17 protein-coding genes and 1 tRNA gene are annotated in these 18,827 nt (G+C 69.5%); 3 read left to right on the top strand and 15 right to left on the bottom strand.

Translation table 11 applies throughout. The features are described 5' to 3' along the window. The first annotated feature begins 103 nt into the window (after positions 1–103). Positions 104–193, top strand: a tRNA-Ser gene (locus ETO60_RS06815). 600 nt (positions 194–793) lie between these two features. Here ETO60_RS06815 and ETO60_RS06810 read toward each other — a convergent pair. From ETO60_RS06810 to ETO60_RS06795, 4 genes are all read right to left on the bottom strand, one after another. Beyond that, a complete protein-coding gene (locus ETO60_RS06810) occupies positions 794–973 on the bottom strand; it encodes a hypothetical protein (protein WP_130003987.1) in 180 nt (59 codons plus the stop codon). Between the two features lie 70 nt (positions 974–1,043). Next, positions 1,044–2,456: a dihydrolipoyl dehydrogenase gene (gene lpdA, locus ETO60_RS06805; RefSeq protein WP_130003985.1), complete on the bottom strand. Its 1,413-nt coding sequence runs from the start codon at positions 2,454–2,456 to the stop codon at positions 1,044–1,046. Between the two features lie 172 nt (positions 2,457–2,628). Further along, the gene (locus ETO60_RS06800) at positions 2,629–3,036 is read right to left on the bottom strand and encodes an acyl-CoA thioesterase (protein WP_234026373.1); all 408 of its coding nucleotides are present in this window, start codon (positions 3,034–3,036) and stop codon (positions 2,629–2,631) included. Between the two features lie 34 nt (positions 3,037–3,070). Then, a complete protein-coding gene (locus ETO60_RS06795) occupies positions 3,071–4,420 on the bottom strand; it encodes a pyruvate dehydrogenase complex dihydrolipoamide acetyltransferase (protein WP_130003982.1) in 1,350 nt (449 codons plus the stop codon). A gap of 125 nt (positions 4,421–4,545) precedes the next feature. On the opposite strand from ETO60_RS06795, the gene ETO60_RS06790 reads away from it, so the two are divergent. Further along, the gene (locus ETO60_RS06790; protein WP_130003980.1) at positions 4,546–4,998 is read left to right on the top strand and encodes a universal stress protein; all 453 of its coding nucleotides are present in this window, start codon (positions 4,546–4,548) and stop codon (positions 4,996–4,998) included. A 16-nt stretch (positions 4,999–5,014) separates the two neighbouring features. On the opposite strand, the gene rnr is transcribed toward ETO60_RS06790, so the two are convergent. The 10 genes from rnr to radA are packed head-to-tail and all read right to left on the bottom strand — an operon-like array spanning position 5,015 to position 15,295. Continuing rightward, entirely contained in the window at positions 5,015–7,297 is a 2,283-nt protein-coding gene (gene rnr, locus ETO60_RS06785; RefSeq protein ID WP_130003978.1) for a ribonuclease R, read from the bottom strand. 42 nt (positions 7,298–7,339) lie between these two features. After that, a complete protein-coding gene (locus ETO60_RS06780) occupies positions 7,340–7,849 on the bottom strand; it encodes a hypothetical protein (RefSeq protein WP_199798844.1) in 510 nt (169 codons plus the stop codon). 3 nt (positions 7,850–7,852) lie between these two features. Continuing rightward, entirely contained in the window at positions 7,853–8,206 is a 354-nt protein-coding gene (locus ETO60_RS06775; RefSeq protein WP_199798843.1) for a DUF6152 family protein, read from the bottom strand. Position 8,207: 1 nt separating this feature from the next. Continuing rightward, positions 8,208–9,566: a M28 family peptidase gene (locus ETO60_RS06770; RefSeq protein WP_130003976.1), complete on the bottom strand. Its 1,359-nt coding sequence runs from the start codon at positions 9,564–9,566 to the stop codon at positions 8,208–8,210. A 46-nt stretch (positions 9,567–9,612) separates the two neighbouring features. Beyond that, positions 9,613–11,157 carry an aminoacyl--tRNA ligase-related protein gene (locus ETO60_RS06765; protein WP_130003974.1) on the bottom strand — a complete coding sequence of 515 codons (1,545 nt, stop codon included), beginning with the start codon at positions 11,155–11,157 and terminating at the stop codon, positions 9,613–9,615. A 37-nt stretch (positions 11,158–11,194) separates the two neighbouring features. After that, positions 11,195–11,785, bottom strand: coding sequence for a polyhydroxyalkanoate synthesis repressor PhaR (gene phaR / locus ETO60_RS06760; protein ID WP_130003972.1), 591 nt, complete (start codon positions 11,783–11,785; stop codon positions 11,195–11,197). 21 nt (positions 11,786–11,806) lie between these two features. After that, a complete protein-coding gene (gene alr / locus ETO60_RS06755) occupies positions 11,807–12,904 on the bottom strand; it encodes an alanine racemase (RefSeq protein ID WP_130003970.1) in 1,098 nt (365 codons plus the stop codon). Then, on the bottom strand, positions 12,904–13,383 hold the full coding sequence (locus tag ETO60_RS06750; RefSeq protein WP_130003968.1) for an iron-sulfur cluster assembly scaffold protein: 480 nt from the start codon (positions 13,381–13,383) through the stop codon (positions 12,904–12,906). The genes alr and ETO60_RS06750 overlap by 1 nt, the downstream gene beginning before the upstream one ends. Then, entirely contained in the window at positions 13,373–13,912 is a 540-nt protein-coding gene (locus tag ETO60_RS06745; RefSeq protein WP_130003966.1) for a CvpA family protein, read from the bottom strand. The genes ETO60_RS06750 and ETO60_RS06745 overlap by 11 nt, the downstream gene beginning before the upstream one ends. Positions 13,913–13,930: 18 nt before the next feature. Then, positions 13,931–15,295 carry a DNA repair protein RadA gene (radA, locus tag ETO60_RS06740; RefSeq protein ID WP_130003964.1) on the bottom strand — a complete coding sequence of 455 codons (1,365 nt, stop codon included), beginning with the start codon at positions 15,293–15,295 and terminating at the stop codon, positions 13,931–13,933. Between the two features lie 89 nt (positions 15,296–15,384). Between radA and ETO60_RS06735 the strand changes: the two genes are divergently transcribed. Next, positions 15,385–17,742: a patatin-like protein gene (locus ETO60_RS06735; protein ID WP_234026372.1), complete on the top strand. Its 2,358-nt coding sequence runs from the start codon at positions 15,385–15,387 to the stop codon at positions 17,740–17,742. Here ETO60_RS06735 and dnaJ read toward each other — a convergent pair. After that, positions 17,694–18,806, bottom strand: a complete 1,113-nt coding sequence (dnaJ, locus tag ETO60_RS06730) for a molecular chaperone DnaJ (protein ID WP_130003960.1) — start codon at positions 18,804–18,806, stop codon at positions 17,694–17,696. The two genes, ETO60_RS06735 and dnaJ, sit on opposite strands and share 49 nt — an antisense overlap. Positions 18,807–18,827: the final 21 nt, after the last annotated feature.

Here is an 18,827-nt window from a genome sequence, read left to right as displayed (position 1 = left end):
CACAGCAGACTGCAAGCCATGACGCGCGCCGCCGACCCCGAAACCCCGCGCCCCCTTGACAGGCGGCGAGAGGAGAGGAACTGGCGGACCCGGCCAATGCGCCGGACAGGTGGCAGAGCGGTTGAATGCAGCGGTCTTGAAAACCGCCGAGGGTGCAAGCCCTCCGTGGGTTCGAATCCCACCCTGTCCGCCACAAACCCTACGCAAATCCGCTGTTCTCCCGTAAAATGGCGGTTTTGCTTGACTGTCAACCTTACCCAGATTCTACTGGCTTCCACTGTTTTACACCCCTTTCCAGCCCCCAGGGTAAGGCAGAGGGATGAACCTGAGACTGGCGGAAAAGATGGCTTTTATGGCGGGTATTGAGCAACTCACTAACACGAAAATTCGCAGCCTTACCCCGGAGGGCAATGGCTTCCATGCTGACGGGGGTCACGTCACTGGCTAGACCAAGTGCCTAGCTCAACTTGACGGCTCCGCTAGCCGGCTGGCATCAACCCCACATGAGCGAACTCGAAAAGAAAACCTTCAGCACGCAAGAGGGTCCAAACCGAGGCCGGAATAAACCCGGCACTGACCGGGAAAAACCGGCTGACCCGCCCAAGCCCAAGCCTGATCCCGGCAAGAGCGGCAAATAAGCTGATGCCCTTAATGGCGGGTAAGGCTGGCGCAAAAGCCTAGTCGCGGCGTTTCTTGGTTAAGGCTGAGGGTTGAACGGACAGAGCGACCTACAATGAAATAAATTACTTAGGGCCTATTTTGGCTCCCACCCTGTCCGCCAGTCCGTCCCGCGTCAGCCGGGCTGCTTGCCCGCGCCGATCGCCTGCTGGTCGCGGTACTCCTTGGTGTAGTCCTGCGGCGTCACCGTGGATTGGTTCTGCAGCGAGGAGTGGTTGTCGGCCACCCCGCCGTCGCGTTCGGCCTCGGGCCGCTCAGGCAGGCCCTGCGGCTCGTCCTTGATCTCGTATTCCATCGACGTTCTCCTTCACCAAGGAAAACGTTGAGGAGCCTCCCTTTATCCCGATACCCGCACTCGGCCCGGCTCAAATATGCAGCGCCCGGCCATAGGCGGCGAGCACGCTCTCGTGCATGGATTCCGAAATGGTCGGGTGGGGGAAGATCGCCTGCATCAGTTCCGTTTCGGTGGTTTCCAGCTGCCGCCCGACGACGAAGCCCTGGATCATCTCCGTCACCTCTGCGCCGATCATGTGCGCCCCGAGCAGCTCGCCGTTGGCTGCGTCGAAGATCGTCTTGACGAACCCCTGCGGCTCGCCAAGCGCGATGGCCTTGCCATTGCCGATGAAGGGAAACTTGCCGACGCGGATTTCGCGACCGCTCTCCCGCGCGGCCCGCTCGGTCATGCCGACTGCGGCGATCTGCGGGTGGCAGTAGGTGCAGCCCGGAATGTTGGAGCGGTCCAGCGGATGGGGGTCCGCCCCCGACCTGCCCAGCTCCTGCGCGATGGCCTCGGCGGCGGTGACGCCCTCGTGACTGGCCTTGTGGGCCAGCCAGGGACCGGGTGTGCAGTCGCCGATCGCCCACAGGCCGGGCGTACGGGTGCGGCCATAGGGGTCGATCGCGATGCAGCCGCCGTCGAAGTCGACGAGATCGTCGATGCCGATGCCCTGCGTGTTGGCCACGATGCCGATGGCCGTGATGACGTGGCTACACTCGCTCGTCCGGGCGTCGCCGGCACTGTCGCGGATGGTGGCGCTGACGCCGTCGCCGCGCACATCGATCGCCTCGACCTTCGCGCCGGCCTCGATCACGATGCCCTGCCGGGTCAGCGCCTGGGCTAGGAAGTCGGAGATGTCGTCGTCCTCGACCGGGGCGATGCGGTCGAGCATTTCGACGATCGTCACCTCTGCTCCCATGTCGTTGTAGAAGCTGGCGAACTCCACCCCGATCGCGCCCGAGCCGATCACCAGCAGCCGCGAAGGCATCTCCGGCGGGGTCATGGCGTGGCGGTAGTTCCAGATCCGCTGGCCGTCGGGCGGCGCGGCAGGCAGATCGCGCGGGCGGGCGCCGGTGGCGACGATCACGTGAGCGGCGTTGAGGACGCTGTCCTCGCCCTTGGCCGTCACCCTGACGGTGCCCGGCCCCTCGAGACGTCCCTCGCCCATGAATACGGCAATGCCGTTCTTCTTCATCAGGTGCCCGACGCCCTGGTTGAGCTGTTTCGCGACGCCGCGGCTGCGCTTCACCACCGCCTCGAGATCAGCTTCGATCGCGCCGGCGACCGACAGGCCGAAGTCCTTGGCGTGGCGCATCAGGTTCAGCACCTCAGCCGACCGGAGCAGCGCCTTGGTCGGAATGCAGCCCCAGTTGAGACACACGCCTCCAAGTAGCTCGCGCTCGACGATGGCGGTCTTGAGGCCCAGCTGTGCCGCGCGGATCGCCGCGACGTAGCCGCCGGGGCCGGAGCCGAGGACGATGACATCGAAGGGTTCAGCCATGAGAAGTTCCTGCGTGTTCAGCCAATGGCGGGAGACTTGGACCGGATGTGACACGGTCCTGGGCAAAAGATGGCATGACGGCTTCGGGGGCGGGTCGAAGCGGGGAACAGAGGCGCGGCGGGGCGTTCGTCATCGTCCCCGCCTGCCATGGAATGCGCCGTGTAGGACAGCATCAGCCGCCCTCGTTCGCCGTCTCCGGCGCATGCCCGAACGACACAGGGACGGCACGCGGCCGGTCCTCCTCGTCGAGCAGCACGAACTTGAAGACGCCGCTCGCCACCCGTGTCGTCGCTTCCCCATGCCGTTCGCGGGCGATCGCCTCGGCGGCAATGGTGAGGGAGGTTGTACCGGTCGCCACGATGTCGCAATAGACGCTCAGCTCGTCCCCGACCTTCATCGCTCCGGGGAAGGCGAAGTCGGTGGCGGAGACGACCACCGCCTTGCCACGCCCCACCCGGCTCGCCAGCGCCCCCGCGCCGAGCGCCATCTGGCTCATCAACCACCCGCCGAACACGCCGCCATAGGGGTTGGTGTCCGCCGGCATGGCGGTGACGCGGATGAGGAGATCGCGAAGTGTCATGTCGCAGCGGTCTCGCGATGCGTGTGTGTCGCCGTCAAACCACCAACCCCATCGGCTGCTCGACCAGCTGCCGGAACGCCTGAAGCAGCTGCGCTCCGTCGGCGCCGTCGATCGCGCGGTGGTCGAAGCTGCCCGTCACGCTCATCACCGTGGCCACGCCGAGCGCGCCGTCGATGACCCACGGGCGCTGCTCGCCCGCGCCGACGGCGAGGATCATGGCCTGGGGCGGGTTGATGACCGCGTCGAACTGCTTGGTGCCGAACATGCCGAGGTTCGAGAGCGAGGCGGTGCCGCCCTGATATTCGTGCGGCTGCAGCTTGCCGTCCTTCGCCCTGGCGGCGAGTTCCTTCATCTCGGTCGAGATCTGCGCCAGCCCCTTGCGACCCGCATCGACGATGATCGGGGTGATGAGGCCGGATGGCGCGGCGACCGCGACCGAGATGTCCTGCCGGCTGTAGCGGTGCAGCGCGTCGCCCTGGAAGCTGACATTGCAGGCGGGCACGCGGGCGAGCGCGCGGGCGAGCGCCTTGATCAGCAGGTCGTTCACCGACAGCTTGACGCCATCCGCCTCGAGCGACGCGTTGAGCTGCGCGCGCAGATCGAGCAACGCGTCGAGCCGCACGTCCACCGTCAGGTAGATGTGCGGGATCGTCTGCTTCGCCTCGGTCAGCCGCCGGGCGATGACCTTGCGCACGTTGTTGAGCTTGACCGTCTCGAACGGCGCCTCCCCGCCTCGCGCGTCGGCATCCGGGGCGGCGGCGGGCGACCTTGCGGTCGCCGGTTCGGGCGGCGGTGGCGTTGCGGGCTGCGCCGGCGCAGGCGTCACCGCCGCGTCGCCTTGCGCGGCCTCGACATCGGCCTTGACGATGCGGCCGCCCGGCCCCGTGCCCTTCACCTGCGCGAGGTCGACCCCCTGCTGCTCGGCGATGCGGCGAGCGAGCGGCGAGGCGATGATCCGCGACCGCTGCGCCGATGACGCCGGCGACGCCGGAGGTGAGACTGCCGTCGCCGCGTCGCCCGTCGGCTCTGCGGCGCGAGGCAAACCGCCGCCCCGATCCGCCGCATCGGTCGGGGCGCCCTCGGCGGGCTGCGTCCCGGATGCCTCGGCAGTCAGGGCGCGTTCGGCCTCTGCCGGATCCTCACCCTCCGCGGCGAGCACGGCGATGACCGTCCCCACCTTCACGCCCTCGGTTCCGGCGGGAACCAGCAGGCTGGCCACCACGCCCTCGTCCACCGCTTCGAACTCCATTGTCGCCTTGTCGGTTTCGATCTCCGCCATGACGTCACCGGCGGCAACGGTCTGCCCTGGCTCGATCAGCCAGCGGGCGAGCGTGCCCTCCTCCATCGTCGGCGACAGGGCAGGCATCTTGATGGCTATGGGCATGGCGACCGGCGCATCCTCGGCTGGGTGAAGGAACGCATGCTCTGTGACCAATATCCGCGTCACCGGCAAGTGCTTGCACATGACGGTCGGCGGGCGGTAAGCAGATGCGTTCGGGGGGCTGATCGATGCGCGTGTATCTGGTGGTGATGGACGAGACGGCCGAAGCGCGCCGGGCGCTGCGCTTTGCCGCCCGCAGGGCTGCGCGCACCCAGTCGCTCGTCCACATCCTCGCCCTTGCGCCGCCGCAGGGCTTCAACGCCTTCGGCGCGGTGCAGGCGACCATCGAGCAGGAAGCGCGCGAGCGGGCCGAGGTCCTGGCGGCGAGCGAGGCGGGCAACATCTTCGCCGAGACCGGTCGCCGCCCGGTCATCGCGGTCCGCCAGGGCGAGCCGCAGGCGATCATCCGAGAGTATCTGGACGAGTACCCGAACGTTGCCGCGCTGGTGCTGGCCGCCTCCGCGACCGGAGGGCCGGGTCCGCTGGTGACGCACTTCTCGGCCGTGGCCGGCACGCTGCCCTGCCCCCTCTACATCGTCCCCGGCGGGATGACGGACGAGGCGCTCGACGAGATCGCCTGAGCGGGCGCCGCTTCGGCTAGCGGCGGCGGCCCTGGTGGCGGATGTTGCCGGGCCGCCCGCGTCGTGGCCGTTCGGGCCGCGCGCCTCTGCGCGCCTGTCCCGATCGAGCCGCTGCCAGCGGCGCATCCGCGTCCGCGGTCTCCGCATCCGGCAAGGCGAAGCGCAGCCCCCCGGTCAGCGGATTGCTTTCGACGAGGCGCAGGCGGAGGCGGTCGCCCACGGTGAAGCGCCGTCCGCTGTCCGCGCCGACGAGCGCCTGCGCCGCCTCGTCGAAGCGGTAGAACTCGTCCCCGAGGGTGGACACCGGGACCAGCCCGTCCCCGCCGACGCCGGTGATGGTGGCGAAGAAGCCGAAGAACTGCACGCCGGTGATGCGGGTGTCGAACTCCTCCCCCACCCGGCCCGCGAGCCACGCGGCGACGTAACGGTCGATGGTGTCGCGTTCCGCCTCCATGGCCCGGCGCTCGGTTGCGCTGATCGCCTCGGACACCGAGGCAAGGCTCGCCCGGTCGCGCGCCGACAGCCCCGTCTCCTGCGGCACGCCGGCGACGGCGCCACTCTGCTCGAGACCGTAGGCATCCACCAGCGCCCGGTGCACCAGCAGGTCGGCATAGCGGCGGATAGGCGAGGTGAAATGCGCGTAGGAAGCCAGCGACAGGCCGAAATGGCCCGCATTGGCGGGGCCGTAATAGGCCTGCGTCTGGCTTCTGAGCACGGCCTGCATGACCAGCGCCCGTTCGGTGTCGTCCGCGATGTCCTTGAGCATGCGGTTGAACAGCGCCGGCGTGACCACCTGCCCGAGCGCCAGCGACCGGCCCTGCGTCGCCAGGAACTCGCGCAGCGCCAGCAGCTTCTCCCGGCTCGGCGGCTCGTGCACGCGGTAAACCACCGGCGAGGTCTTCGCCTCAAGCGCCCGCGCGGCGGCGACATTGGCGGCGATCATGAAATCCTCGACCACCTGATGCGCGTCGAGCCGCTCCCGCGTGACGATGTCCGCGATGCCGCCGCCCTCGTCGAGCACGACCCGGCGCTCGGGAAGGTCGAGCTCGAGCGGACCTCTTGCCACCCGCGCGGCGTGCAGCAGCCGCCAGCACGCCCACAGGGCGCGCAGCTCCGCGCCCGCGGCGCCCGCATCAATGGCGGCCTGCGCATCCTCGTAGGCGATGTTCGCCGCCAGCCGCGCTAGCCCGCGGGAGAAGCGCCACGCGGCGATCCGTCCCTCGGCGGTGATGTCGAGATGGCAGGCCATGACCGCCCGGTCCTCGCCCTCGACAAGCGAACACACGTCCGCCGACAGCACCTCGGGCAGCATCGGCACGACGCGGTCGGGAAAATAGACGCTGTTGCCCCGGCGCCGCGCTTCCCGGTCGAGCGCGCCGCCGGGGCGGACATAGTAGGACACGTCGGCAATCGCCACCACGGCGCGAAAGCCGCCATCCTCCTTGGCCTCGGCCCAGATCGCGTCGTCATGGTCGCGCGCGTCGCGCGGGTCGATGGCGACCAGCGGCAGATGGCGCAGGTCCTCTCTCTCGTCCGCGCACAGCGGAAGAACGGTGGCGGCCTCGGCCTCGGCCAGTGCCGCCGGGGGAAAGCTGTGCGGGATGTCGTGCTCGGCGATGGCGATGAGCGAAAAGCTGTTCGGCGCGAGCGGATCGCCGACCACCTCGACGACCCGAGCGGCTCCCCGGGCGGAACGTCCCGTGCGCTCCGCCAGCACCAGCTCGCCCACGCGCGCCCCGCCTGCATCGCCGATCGGCACCGAGTCACGCACCCGCTTGCTGACCGGAGCCAGCACCAGCCGCCCGGCGCTGTCGGTCTCCACCACGCCGATCAGCCCTTCTGCGCGCGGCGGCAGACGCTTCATCACCCGGGCGGTGACCGTGTTGCCGCTCTGCTCCGTGTGGGCAAGCACCCGGTCGCCCCGTTTCAGGGGCGGGGTCGATGCCCGTTTCCTGCCGCTGTCCGTGCCACGCTCCGCGATGCGGATTCGGGGAGGATCCCCGTCATGGGTGCTCTCCCATGTGTCCGGCACGGCCACCCAGCCCTCTTCGTCGGTGTCGACGATCCTGAGCACGGTGACGCGCGGCACCCCGCCCGCCCGCCGGAACGCGGTGCGGTTGCCATCGATCAGCCCCTCCTCCGCCATGTCCCTGAGCAGCCGCTTGAGCTGCAGCTTGTCGTCGCCCTTCAGCCCGAAGGCCTTGGCGATCTCGCGCTTGCCCGCCGGATGTGGCGAGGTCCGGAGGAACTCGAGGATCTGCTCGCGCGAAGGCAAGCCGGCGGGTCGGTGGCGCGGCATGGTGCCGCTATGGCCCCTCGGCCGCCGATGCTCAACCTCGCATCAGGCGTAGGCGATCAGGCGACCGAGGATCAGCACCGCAATCCAGAGGGCCAGCGACGCAAGGGCGAGCAGGCGTGCTGAGGCCGGCGGCTCCTCGCGGGCGACGACCTCTCCGCGCGTGCGTGAAGCGTGTGCGAGACTGCGCCAGCGCCACCGGAACAGTGCCGCGTTGAGCAGCGCCGCGGCCATCAGCGCCAGCTTGGCATGGAACACGCCGGATGCCGCCAGCGCCTGACCGTCCGCCGCGAACAGCACCAGACCCGAGGCGGCCTGCACCGCCACTCCCGTGGCCGCAAGGGGCGTCAGCGCCGCCGAAAGCGCCTCAAGCGGCAGGCGCCGCCACGCGCCGGCAATGCGCAGGTCGAGAATGCCGATGGCTCCAACCAGCAGCGCCACGCCCAGGACATGAAGGACATTGGCCCACGGATAGATGTGGGGGCTGCTGCGCACCCATGCGTTCAGTCCCGTCTGCCCGAGCCAGGCATCGAGCGCCAGCAGCCCCTCCTGCACGCGTCAGCGCAGCTCGACGACCCGGTCGCCGACCCGCACGCGCTCGAGCCGCATTTCCGGCGTGCCGTCGCGGCGCACATAGCCGGTGATGGTGATCGTCTGGCGGTTGTTGATGTCCTGCAGCGCCAGCCCCCGCGCGGTCATGCGCGAGACGGGCGCGAGGATCACGTCCCACTGCCGCCCCTGCCACACCATCGTCGCCGTGGCGTGCGGATTGCTCCATTCGACGCTGGTCAGATGACCCGTCAGCGTGACCGGCTGCGTCTCGTCATAGGAGATCCAGCCGTGATGCGCCGCCGCGCTCACCGGAAGGGCGGCCGCGGCCGCCGCGAGAAGCCAGGATCTTGCCGTCATCATGTCACTGCTCTCCTGCTCTTGGCTGCCCGGGCGCTTCTGCCGGGCGGAACGCCCCTGCGGGCACGGCACTGGCCACCGGACTGCACTGGCCCGCCGCGTCGCACGCGCTGACGCCGAACAGCCAGTCGTCCCCGCGCACCCCGTCGAGACGGAGCTGCGTCGCGGTCAGTCCCGCCCGCACCGGTTGCCGGGGCCAGTTCGGCTCGTCAGTGCGCCGCTGCCAGACGGTGTAGCTGCGCGCCCCCGGCACCGGCTGCCAGGACAGCGCGGTGAAGGTCTGCACCGCCGCCGTGGCCGTCGGCGCTGGCGGTGCCGGTGTCCGAGCGAGCGCGTCGAGCGCCCGGACATTGAGCCGCGTCACCCGCGCAAGGTAGGCGAAGTCCATCGCCTCGACCGTGTCGCCGAAGCGGATGCCCTCTTCGACGCGCAGATCCTGATGCTGGTGGTTGTAGTCCTCCACCGCGACGGAGAAGCGGATGGCCGGGATGCCGCGCTCCTGAAACGGGATCTGGTCGCCGCCCCGACCCATCCGGTCGGTGCGCCAGATCTGCCGGACGGCAAGACCGCTTGCATCCTCTGCCGCAAGCTCCGCCAGCCAGCGGGAGAGGTTGCGCGACGGGCTGTCGTTCTCGCCTCCGTCGCGTCTTTGCGCGGCTCTCAGCGCCGGGCTGAGATCGGCGCGCTGGCCTTCGGAAAACACCCGCACATGCGCCGCATCGCACAGCCCGTCCGATCCGCAGCTGTTCCCGACGATGTCGTTGTTGAGCACCGCCTTGACCTGCCATCCCCGGCTCGCGGCGGTGTCGGCGAGCACCCGCCCGCCGTACAGCCCCTGTTCCTCGCCCGACAGCAGGGCGTAGACGATGGTGACCGGGTAGCGCCGTTGCGACAGCACCCGCGCCGCCTCCAGAACCAGCGCGCTGCCCGACGCATTGTCGTTCGCGCCCGGCGCATCCGCGTCGGCGTTCATCACGTCCGACACCCGGCTGTCGATGTGCGCCTGCACGATGACCACCTCGTCGGGCCGCTCGAAGCCGCGCTGGATCGCGACGGCGTTGCGGATGCGCGTCGGCCCGGGCAGGCGCGCGCCCTCGAGCGTCTGCTCGGGCGCCACGATCTCCAGGCACCCGCCGCAGGCGGCGGCGATGCGGCGCATCTCCGCCAGCGACCAGTCGACCGCGGCGCCGATGCCCCGGCGCGGGTCGTCCTGCGAGGACAGGGTGTGACGGGTGCCGAACGCGACCAGCGTTTCGACATCCCCGCGCAGGCGGTCCTCCGCCACCGGGAACGCGGTGTCCGTCTCCTGCGCGAAGGCGGCGGAGGTCGTCAGCAGCAAGGCGAGAGCGAAAGGCGTTTTCATGCAGGTCTTGTCCCGCACATCGCTCCTCAAGGCAAGGCGTTGCCGGTCAGTAGGCCTTGGCGACGAGGATCCGCTCGACCGCTGGGGCACCGGTGAACAGGCACACGCCATCCGCCGGTGCCGCCGTCATGTCCACGTTGCGGAAGGTCAGGCGCATCGCCTTGAGCCGCTCGACCACGCCCGCAAGCTCGTCACCCGTCGGGCGCGCCCACTGCACCTCGGCCCAGCCTGCCACCGCATCGTCACCGGCGAAGGCCTGCGCAAGCGCGTCGAAGGTAGCGATGTCGCGGCGGATGTGGCTGTCCCGCCGCTGCCGCGCATCCGCGAACAGGCCTTGCTGGATCTCATCGAGCAGGAGAGGCAGCTTGTCGCCGGCCCCGTCGAGAGGCAGCACCGCCGTCTCCAGCTTGCCGGTGCCGGCGTCCCACAGCCTGTCCCGGCGGATCAGGGTGACGACACCGCTCTCGCGGTCGCGCTGTCCCACCTCGAGAATGACCGGCGCGCCTTTGCGCACCCAGTCCCAGCGCTTGGCCGCAGCCTTGCCGGGCTTCGCGTCCAGCAGCACGCGCAGCGGCTCGCCCAGCGCGCAGGCGCCCGCAAGGCTTTGCCGCAGGGTTTCGCAGTACCGGAGCAGCGCGTCGTCGTCCTCGCGTTCGCGCAGCATCGGCAGGATCACGACCTGCCATGGTGCGATGCGGGGCGGCACGCGCAGGCCGTCATCGTCGCCATGCGTCATGATGATCCCGCCGATCATGCGGGTGGACACGCCCCAGCTGGTCGTGTGGCACAGCGCCTGCTGTCCCTCGCGGTTCTGGAAGCGGATCCCCGCCGCCTCGGCGAAATTGGTGCCGAGATAGTGCGAGGTGCCGGCCTGCAACGCCTTGCCGTCCTGCATCATGGCTTCGATCGACCACGTCTCGACAGCGCCGGGGAACCGCTCGTTCTCCGGCTTCTGACCGGCGATGACCGGCAAGGCGAGATCGTCCTCGGCACAGGCGCGGTAGACCTCCAGCATGCGCAGCGTGTGCGCCTTTGCCTCCGCCGCGTCGGCATGGGCGGTGTGACCTTCCTGCCAGAGGAACTCGGACGTGCGCAGGAACATGCGTGTGCGCATCTCCCATCGCACCACGTTGGCCCACTGGTTCAGCTTGAGCGGCAGGTCGCGCCAGCTCTGCACCCACCGCGCCATGGCGTCGCCGATGATCGTCTCGGATGTGGGCCGCACCACCAGCGGCTCCTCGAGACGCGCGTCCGGGTCGGGGATGAGCCGTCCGCTGCCGTCGGCGATCAGGCGGTGGTGGGTGACGACGGCCATTTCCTTGGCGAACCCGTCGACATGCTCGGCCTCGCGCTCGAAATTGGACAGGGGGATGAACAAGGGGAAATAGGCGTTGTCATGCCCTTCGGCCCGGATGCGGCGGTCCAGCAGCTGCTGAATCCGCTCCCAGATGCCGTAGCCCCACGGCTTGATGACCATGCATCCCCGCACGCCGGAATCCTCGGCGAGGTCCGCGGCGGAGATGACCTCCTGATACCACTGGGCGAAGTTGTCGGCGCGCTTGATGCCTAGCGCATGTCGGATCTGAGCCACGCGAAATCCTGGAAAGAGGGAAAAGCCGGTAAGCCGCTCACCGGTCCAGTTCGTCAAGCCGCTTCTGCATGCTCGCCAGCTGCGCCTTGAGCGCGGCGAGATCGTCGTCCCGCGAGGGCGGCTCCGCTTTCGGGGACGCCGGCGCCTTGCCGGCGCCGGTGCTGCCGGCGGCACCCCCGAGCGGCGGCATGAAGGCGCGGCCTGCGGCGCGCATCATGGCGAGGTTCGTTTCGGTCATCTTGGCCAGGGCGGCCGCTCCCTGTCCCATGCCGAACGCCTCGCCGAGCTTCTCCTGGTTCTCGCGGAACTGCTGCATCATGGTGGTCAGATAGGCCGGCATGAGCGCCTGCACCGAGTGGCCATACATCGCGATGAGTTCACGCAGGAACGGCACGGACAGCATCGGCTCGCCCTGACCGGCCTCCTTTTCCATGATGATCTGCGTCAGGATGGCGTGGGTCAGATCGTCGCCGGTCTTCGCGTCGACCACTTTGAAGTCGACATTCTGCCGGACCATCGTGGCCAGATCGTCGAGCGTGATGTAGGTGGAAGACCCGGTGTTGTAGAGGCGCCGGTTGGCGTATTTCTTGATGATGACCGGGCCGTCGCCCGCCTGACGCTTCGCCACCGCAGCATCCTTCCTTCGCGCTTATTGCTGCGCAGCATTAGCACCGGCCGGTCCCGCGGTGCAACCGGACCCCCGCACCGTGCGCCGCGGCATGCGCCGGCCCAGTGTCGTGAGCACCTCGTACTGCGAAAGACCGGTCGCGTGTGCGGCCGCGGGAACGTCGTGAGCCAGCGTGAGAAGATCCCCTTCGCGCGCATCGGGCGCGCAGGTCAGGTCGACGGCCAGCATGTCCATCGAGATCCGGCCGACCATGGCCAGTTCCCGCCCGTCGAAGTGCAATGCCCCGCTCCCACCCCAGACACGCAAAAGGCCATCGGCATAGCCGAGGGAGACGATGCCGATGTCCATGTCACGGGGTGCGGCAAAGGTGCCGTTGTAGCCGACCCCCTCGCCCTGCCGCACCCGGCGCCGCTGGACGAGCGGGGCGGCGAGCGTCGCCACCGGCGCAATCCGCCCCGCCAGTTCCCGGCGCGGCACGCCGCCGTAAAGCGCCAGCCCCGGACGCACCACGTCCAGGTGGTAGGAGGCGCCCAGAGCGACGCCGGCCGAATTGGCCAGGCTGGCACGGCGGTGCGCCACCGCGCTGAGAAGCGCCGTGAACAGCGACTGCTGCTGCGCGTTGCGGGGGCTGTCCTCGTCGGCGCAGGCGAGATGCGACATCAGCACCTCGATGTCGAGCTGCCCGACAACCGGATCGCGCACCTCGTCAGGCCGCAGTCCGAGGCGGTTGATCCCCGTGTCGATCATGAGGTCGCAGGGACCGCCGCCCGCCTGCACCCAGCGCTGCGCCTGGGCCAGAGAATTGATAACCGGCCGCGCTCCCGTCCGCCGGGCTATCGCCACGTCGGCCGCACAGACGGGGCCGTGCAGCACGCTGATCCGCGCCGGCGGCACATGACGGGCCACGTCCTCCACCTCCAACCAGTGCGCCACCAGGAAGTGCCGGGCTCCGGCCGCGACGAGGTGCGGCACGCATGCATCGACCCCGAGACCGTAGCAATCCGCCTTGACCGCCGCGGCCACCTCGGCCGACGGAGCCATGCGCGCCATGGTGCGCCAGTTCGCTGCCAGCGCCTGCGCATCGATCAGCAGTGTGGGATGCCCCCCTTCGAGCGGCATCAGGACCGGGCTGCCCGACGGGCGGTGGCGCCCTGCTCCACAAGCGCGAGGGCGGCATCCCAGGGGAGCAGCACCGCCGCGTGCCTGCCGGCGTGTCTGGAGACGGCCGCCAGCAGATCCATGCCCGGCCAGCCGGCATTGCCCGCGGTCCCGGACAGGAACTGCGTCAGCGCCTCGCGCGCCTTGGCGAGATCGCCAGCATCACACCCGGTCACCGACCTGACGAGGAGCGCGGTTGCAGCCTGACCGACGGCGCAGGCCGAGACAGCGACGCCGACGTCCGCAATGCGAAGGTCGCTGTCGAGCGTCCCGGTCATCACGATCCTGCTGCCGCAGACCCTCGAGCGCACGTCCACCCTGAGAGGGTGATCGGCCTGCGGCGGAAAACGCGAAAGCTCGGCCGCAAGCGCCAGCACGGCGGGCGTGTAGAGGGTCGTCGCGCCGCCGCGTACAGCACCGCCCACGTTGTCAGGCGGCATCAGTGGTGGCAGGCTGATCCTGCTGCCCCTGGAGGTATTCGTCACGACGCTCGGCAATCATCTCCACGAAGGCGCGCGATCCGGCGTCGATGAAACTGTAGGTGCGCGCCTGAACCATCCATGCCGGTCGTCCCCCGACGCCCCAGATGGTGTCATAGGCAAGCACGAGCATGGAGAAGCCCACGATCACGACGACCACGCCCTTGACCATGCCGAACCCGAAGCCGAGCGCCCGGTCGACCGGGCCGAGCACCGACCGACGCGACGCGCTGCCGACCCTGCGCGCGAGCAGCTGGATGAGGGCATACGGCACCAGCAGCAGAAGGACGAACGCCAGCACCTCGGTGCTCGTGCCCTCGCCGATGCGCTCCGCCAGCCATTGCGCCAGCGCGGTGTGGAAAAGCCGGATGGCCATGATGCCCGCGACCCAGGCCAGCAGGGACAGCACCTCCTGCACGAAGCCACGCATGAAGCCGCCGATCGCCGCCACGCCGACGACGAGCAACACGATGTAGTCGAACCCTGTCATACGCCTGCCTGCGCGGACCTAGACCCCGCCGATGACCCGGTCAACGAGATTGCCGAGGCGCTCCATCGGATGATAGGCGAGCCCTTGCGGCGGGCCGAGGCCGGCCGGGCCGGCAGCGACGGTGAAGCCGAGCTTGGCCGCTTCCTTGAGGCGCAGCGGACCGTGCGCCACCGGCCTGATCTCGCCGGCCAGCGACACTTCGCCCAGCCACACATGCTTGGGATCCATCTCCCGGTCGGCGAGCGCGGACACAAGAGCCGCGGCAACAGCGAGATCCGCCCCCGGGTCGTTCAGCCGGTACCCTCCGGCGACGTTCAGATACACCTCGGCGCTCGAGAAGCTCAGCCCGCAGCGGGACTCCAGCACCGCCAGCAGCATCGCCAGCCGGCCGCCATCCCATCCGACCACGGCCCGGCGAGGGGTCGCGCCGGACTGAAGACGGACGATCAGCGCCTGGATTTCGACCAGCACCGGGCGGGTGCCTTCGAGCGCGGGAAACACCACCGACCCGGCCAGCGGCTGATCGCGCCCGCTCAGGAACAGGGTGGACGGGTTCGGCACCTCTTCCAGACCCGCCCCGGCCATGGCGAAGACGCCGATCTCGTCCACCGCGCCGAACCGGTTCTTGAGCGCGCGCAGGATGCGGAACTGGTGGCTTCGCTCGCCCTCGAAGCTCATCACCACATCCACCATGTGCTCGAGCACGCGCGGCCCGGCGATTGCTCCGTCCTTCGTGACGTGCCCGACCAGAACGAGGACGCAGCCGCGCTCCTTGGCGAAGCGGATCAGCTCAAAGGCGCACCCCCGCACCTGGCTGACCGTGCCGGGCGCTCCCTCGATCAAGTCAGAATGCATGGTCTGGATCGAATCGATCACCAGCAGGTCGGGTGCCGGCCCTTCCGCCAGCGTCGTGAGGATGTCGCGCACGCTCGTCGCGGAAGCCAGCCCCACGGGTGCGGCGGATAGGCCGAGACGTGCCGCCCGCAGCCGGACCTGCGCCGCCGCCTCCTCCCCGCTGACATAGGCGACGCTGCGCCCTGCCTGCGCCATTCTGCCCGCCGCCTGCAGCAGCAGGGTGGACTTGCCCACGCCCGGATCGCCGCCCATGAGGATCGCCGAGCCGGGCACGAGGCCGCCCCCTGTCGCCCGGTCGAACTCGGCGAGGCCAGTTGCGATGCGCTGCAACGGCGCGCTTGGCGCATCGAGCGACGAAAACGCGATCTTCCGCCCGCCGCCCGACAGGTCGTGCTTCTGCGCGAACGCCGTCACCGGCGCATCCTCGACCAGCGTGTTCCATTCCGCGCAGTCGGCGCACTGTCCCTGCCACCGCGACGCCGCGGCGCCGCAGGCCTGACACACATACCGCTTCTTCGCCTTGCCCATGCCGCGATCTATCCGGAACATTTGCGGAACGCAATTGCGCTTCGCGCGAAAGCTGGTCTAACCGGCGCATGCGGCAAAAGGATCTCCGGGTGGCGCTGGTCTGCTACGGCGGGATCAGTCTTGCCGTCTACATGCATGGCGTGACCAAGGAGCTGTGGCATCTCGCCCGCGCCAGCCGCGACCGGGCGCGTCACGCCGCCTCGCCACGAGGCACATGCGCGGTCTACGCCGAGATCCTGCGCCTGCTGGAGGAGCGTGCCGGCCTGCGGTTGCGCGTTCTGCCCGACATTCTCACCGGGGCGAGCGCGGGCGGCATCAACGCGGTGTTTCTGGCCCAGGCGGTCTACAGCGGGCAATCGCTCGAGCCGCTGACCGACATGTGGCTGGACGTCGCCGACAGCGAGCGGCTGACCGACCCCGACGCACGTCCCTTGTGGCGGTACGGCAAGCTGTGGGCGCAGCCGCTGGTGTGGTGGCTGATGCGGCGTCCGGGCGGGGCCGTGTCTGCCTCTGTCGCCCCGGAGATGCGCAGCGAGGTCGCCGGCAAGATCTCCCGCCTGGTGCGAGGCCGATGGTTCCAGCCGCCATTTTCCGGCGCCGCTTTCTCCGGATTTCTCCTCGACGCCCTTGCCGCCATGCGGGCGAACGCGCCGGAAAATCCGCTGCTGCCCCCCGGCTATCCGCTCGACCTGCTGGTCACCGCCACGGACTTCCATGGCCACCATGTGCCGATCCGGCTGCACAGTCCGGCGCAGGTGGAGGAGCGGGAGCACCGGGTGCCGATCGCCTTTCGCGCGGTGGTGGGCGCGTCGGCTGGCGGAACGCTGGCGGATCTCCCCGCCCTCGCCTTCGCCGCGCGCGCGACCGCAAGCTTTCCCGGCGCGTTTCCGGTGTTCCGCCCGGGCGAACTCGACCAGGTGCTTGCCGGCAGAGACATCGCCTGGCCGGGACGCGCCGGGTTCCTGGACGCGCTCCTGCCCGACGGGGCGGCGAGAGCGGACAGCAACACGCTTGCCCTGATCGACGGTTCGGTGCTGATCAACGCCCCGTTCCGGCAGGCGATGGGGCGCCTCACCGGCCGCCCGGCCCCGCGCGAGGTGGACCGCCGGTTCGTCTACATCGACCCGCGGCCCGACCGCATCGGCCCCGTGCAGGCGCGCGCCCGCGCAAGCGGACCCAACTTCTTCAGCGCCATCTTCGGGTCGCTGTCCACCATTCCGCGCGAACAGCCCATCCGGGACGACCTTGCCGCCATCGCCGACCAGTCGCGCCGGGCCGAGGCGCTGCTGCGCACCCTGCGAACGCTCACCCCGCAGGTGGAGCAGACCGTCGATGCGCTGTTCGGGCGAACCCTGTTCCTCGATCGTCCCACGCCGCGGCGTCTGGCCGCCTGGCGCCGCAAGGCACAGGAAGCCGCCGTCGCTCAGGCGGGGTTCGCGTTCCGCTCCTACGCGCTCGCCAAGGCCGACGCGATCGCCCGGCGCCTGGCAGAGCTTGTGACGGCGGCAGCGCCCCCGCCCGCGGGAGCGGATCTCCCGCAGGTGGAAGACGCGCTGCGCGCCGCGATCGAGCGGGAGATCGGCGGCGGCGTCCTGCCGGCGGATTACGGCGGGCCGGCGGGCATCCAGTTCTTTCGCGTGCACGACCTCGGCTTCCGGCTGCGGCGCATGCGGATGCTCGCCCGCCGGCTGTCGCGCGAGTGGGAACCGCAGCTCGCGCTGGGAGAGGAAGCCGCAAGGGCGCATGCCGAGATCTACCGGATCATCGCCCACTACGAAGATCGCGCCACGCCCGAGGTGCTCGGGCAGGAATTTCCGGTGCTGGCCGCTGAGGTGATCCGCGATCCCGACGCGGTGCTGCGCCATTTTGCGGCGCACCGGCTGCTGCCGGAAACCGACGCGGCGGCCGAGCAGATGTTTTCCGCCCTGCTGGAGACGCTGTCCAAACCGCTGCGCCGCCGGATGCTGCTGACCTATCTCGGCTTTCCGTTCTACGATGCGGCGACGTTCACCGTCATGCGCAGCGACCTCTATTGGGAATTCGACCCGATCCGCATCGACCGGATCTCGCCCGAGGACGCGTTGTCGATCCGCGCGGGCGGCACCCCGGCAACGCTGCGGGGCATCGAGTTCTACAATTTCGGAGCCTTCTTCAGCCGCGCCTACCGGGAGAACGACTATCTGTGGGGCCGGCTGCACGGGGCCGAACGGATGGTCGATCTGCTCGCCTCGACCGCCGATCCGCCCCTGCCGGCCGACCGACTGCGGGCTTTGAAGCAGGCTGCGTTCCTCGCCATTCTCGACGAGGAGCAGGGCCGGCTCACCGCCGATGCCCATCTGCTGCCGACGCTCCATGCGGAAGTCGCCGCACTTTCGGCCCCTTCGGCGGACGTGCCGGATCAGGTGCCCAGCATCGCCTTGAGCCGATCCACGAACCCGCGCGACTGAGGACACTCTTCGCCGGTCTCAAGCTCGCGGAACCGTTCCAGCAACTCGCGCTGCTCGCGGGTGAGCCGGGAGGGGGTTTCCACCACAACCTCAACGACAAGGTCGCCGCGCCCGCGCCCCTGCAGCACCGGCATGCCCTCGCCGCGCCGGCGAAGCTGCCGCCCCGACTGGATGCCGGCCGGAATGTCGAGCGTGATCGTCTCGCCATCCATGCCAGGCAATTCCACAGCGCCGCCCAAGGCAGCGGTGGTGAAGCTGATCGGAACCTGGGTGTGCAGGTTGGTGCCCGCCCGCTCGAACACCGGATGGGGTTTCACATGCAGGAAGATGTAGAGGTCGCCGGCTGGCGCGCCGTTGGCTCCCGCCTCGCCCCGACCGCTGAGCCGGATCCTGGTGCCGGTGTCGACGCCGGGGGGGATGTCAACCGAAAGCGCCTGCCGCCGGTCGACCCGTCCCTCGCCGCCACAGGCGCGGCACGGCTTTTCGATGAGTTCGCCCCGCCCGTGACACGTCGGACATGGCCGCTCGACGACGAAGAAGCCCTGTTTTGCCCGCACCTTGCCGAAACCCGAGCACAGCTGGCAACGGCGCGTGCCTGTTCCCGGCGTTGCTCCTGAACCGCCGCACGGATCGCAGGCCACCGAAGCCTCGATCGTGATCTCGGTCGTCTTGCCGGTGAATGCGTCCTCGAGCGTGATCTCGAGGTCGTAACGCAGGTCCGCCCCCCGCCGCGAATGGCCCGCTCCGCCGGCGCCGCCAAAGGCGTTGCCGAAGATCGTCTCGAAGATGTCGCCGAGATCGGCGAAATCATGCCCGCCGGCGGGTCCGCCCTGCTGGAAGGCGGCGTGGCCGTAGCGATCGTAGGCCGCCCGTTTCTGCGGGTCTTTCAGGATTTCGTAGGCGCCGCTTATCTGCTTGAACCGTGCCTCGGCGGCGGCATCGCCCGGGTTGCGGTCGGGATGGAACCGCATGGCGAGCTTGCGGTACGCCGCCTTGATTGCGGCCGCATCCGCCCGGCGGTCGACTTCCAGCAATTCATACAGGTCGATATCGGTCACAGCCATGGAGCGCCTGTTGTCTCAGAA

The sequence above is a fragment of the Qipengyuania thermophila genome, from assembly GCF_004153605.1.
GTDB classification, from domain to species: Bacteria; Pseudomonadota; Alphaproteobacteria; order Sphingomonadales; family Sphingomonadaceae; genus Qipengyuania_B; species Qipengyuania_B thermophila.
Note: the sequence above shows the minus strand (reverse complement) of the source record. Positions and strands in the feature narration are given on the sequence as shown.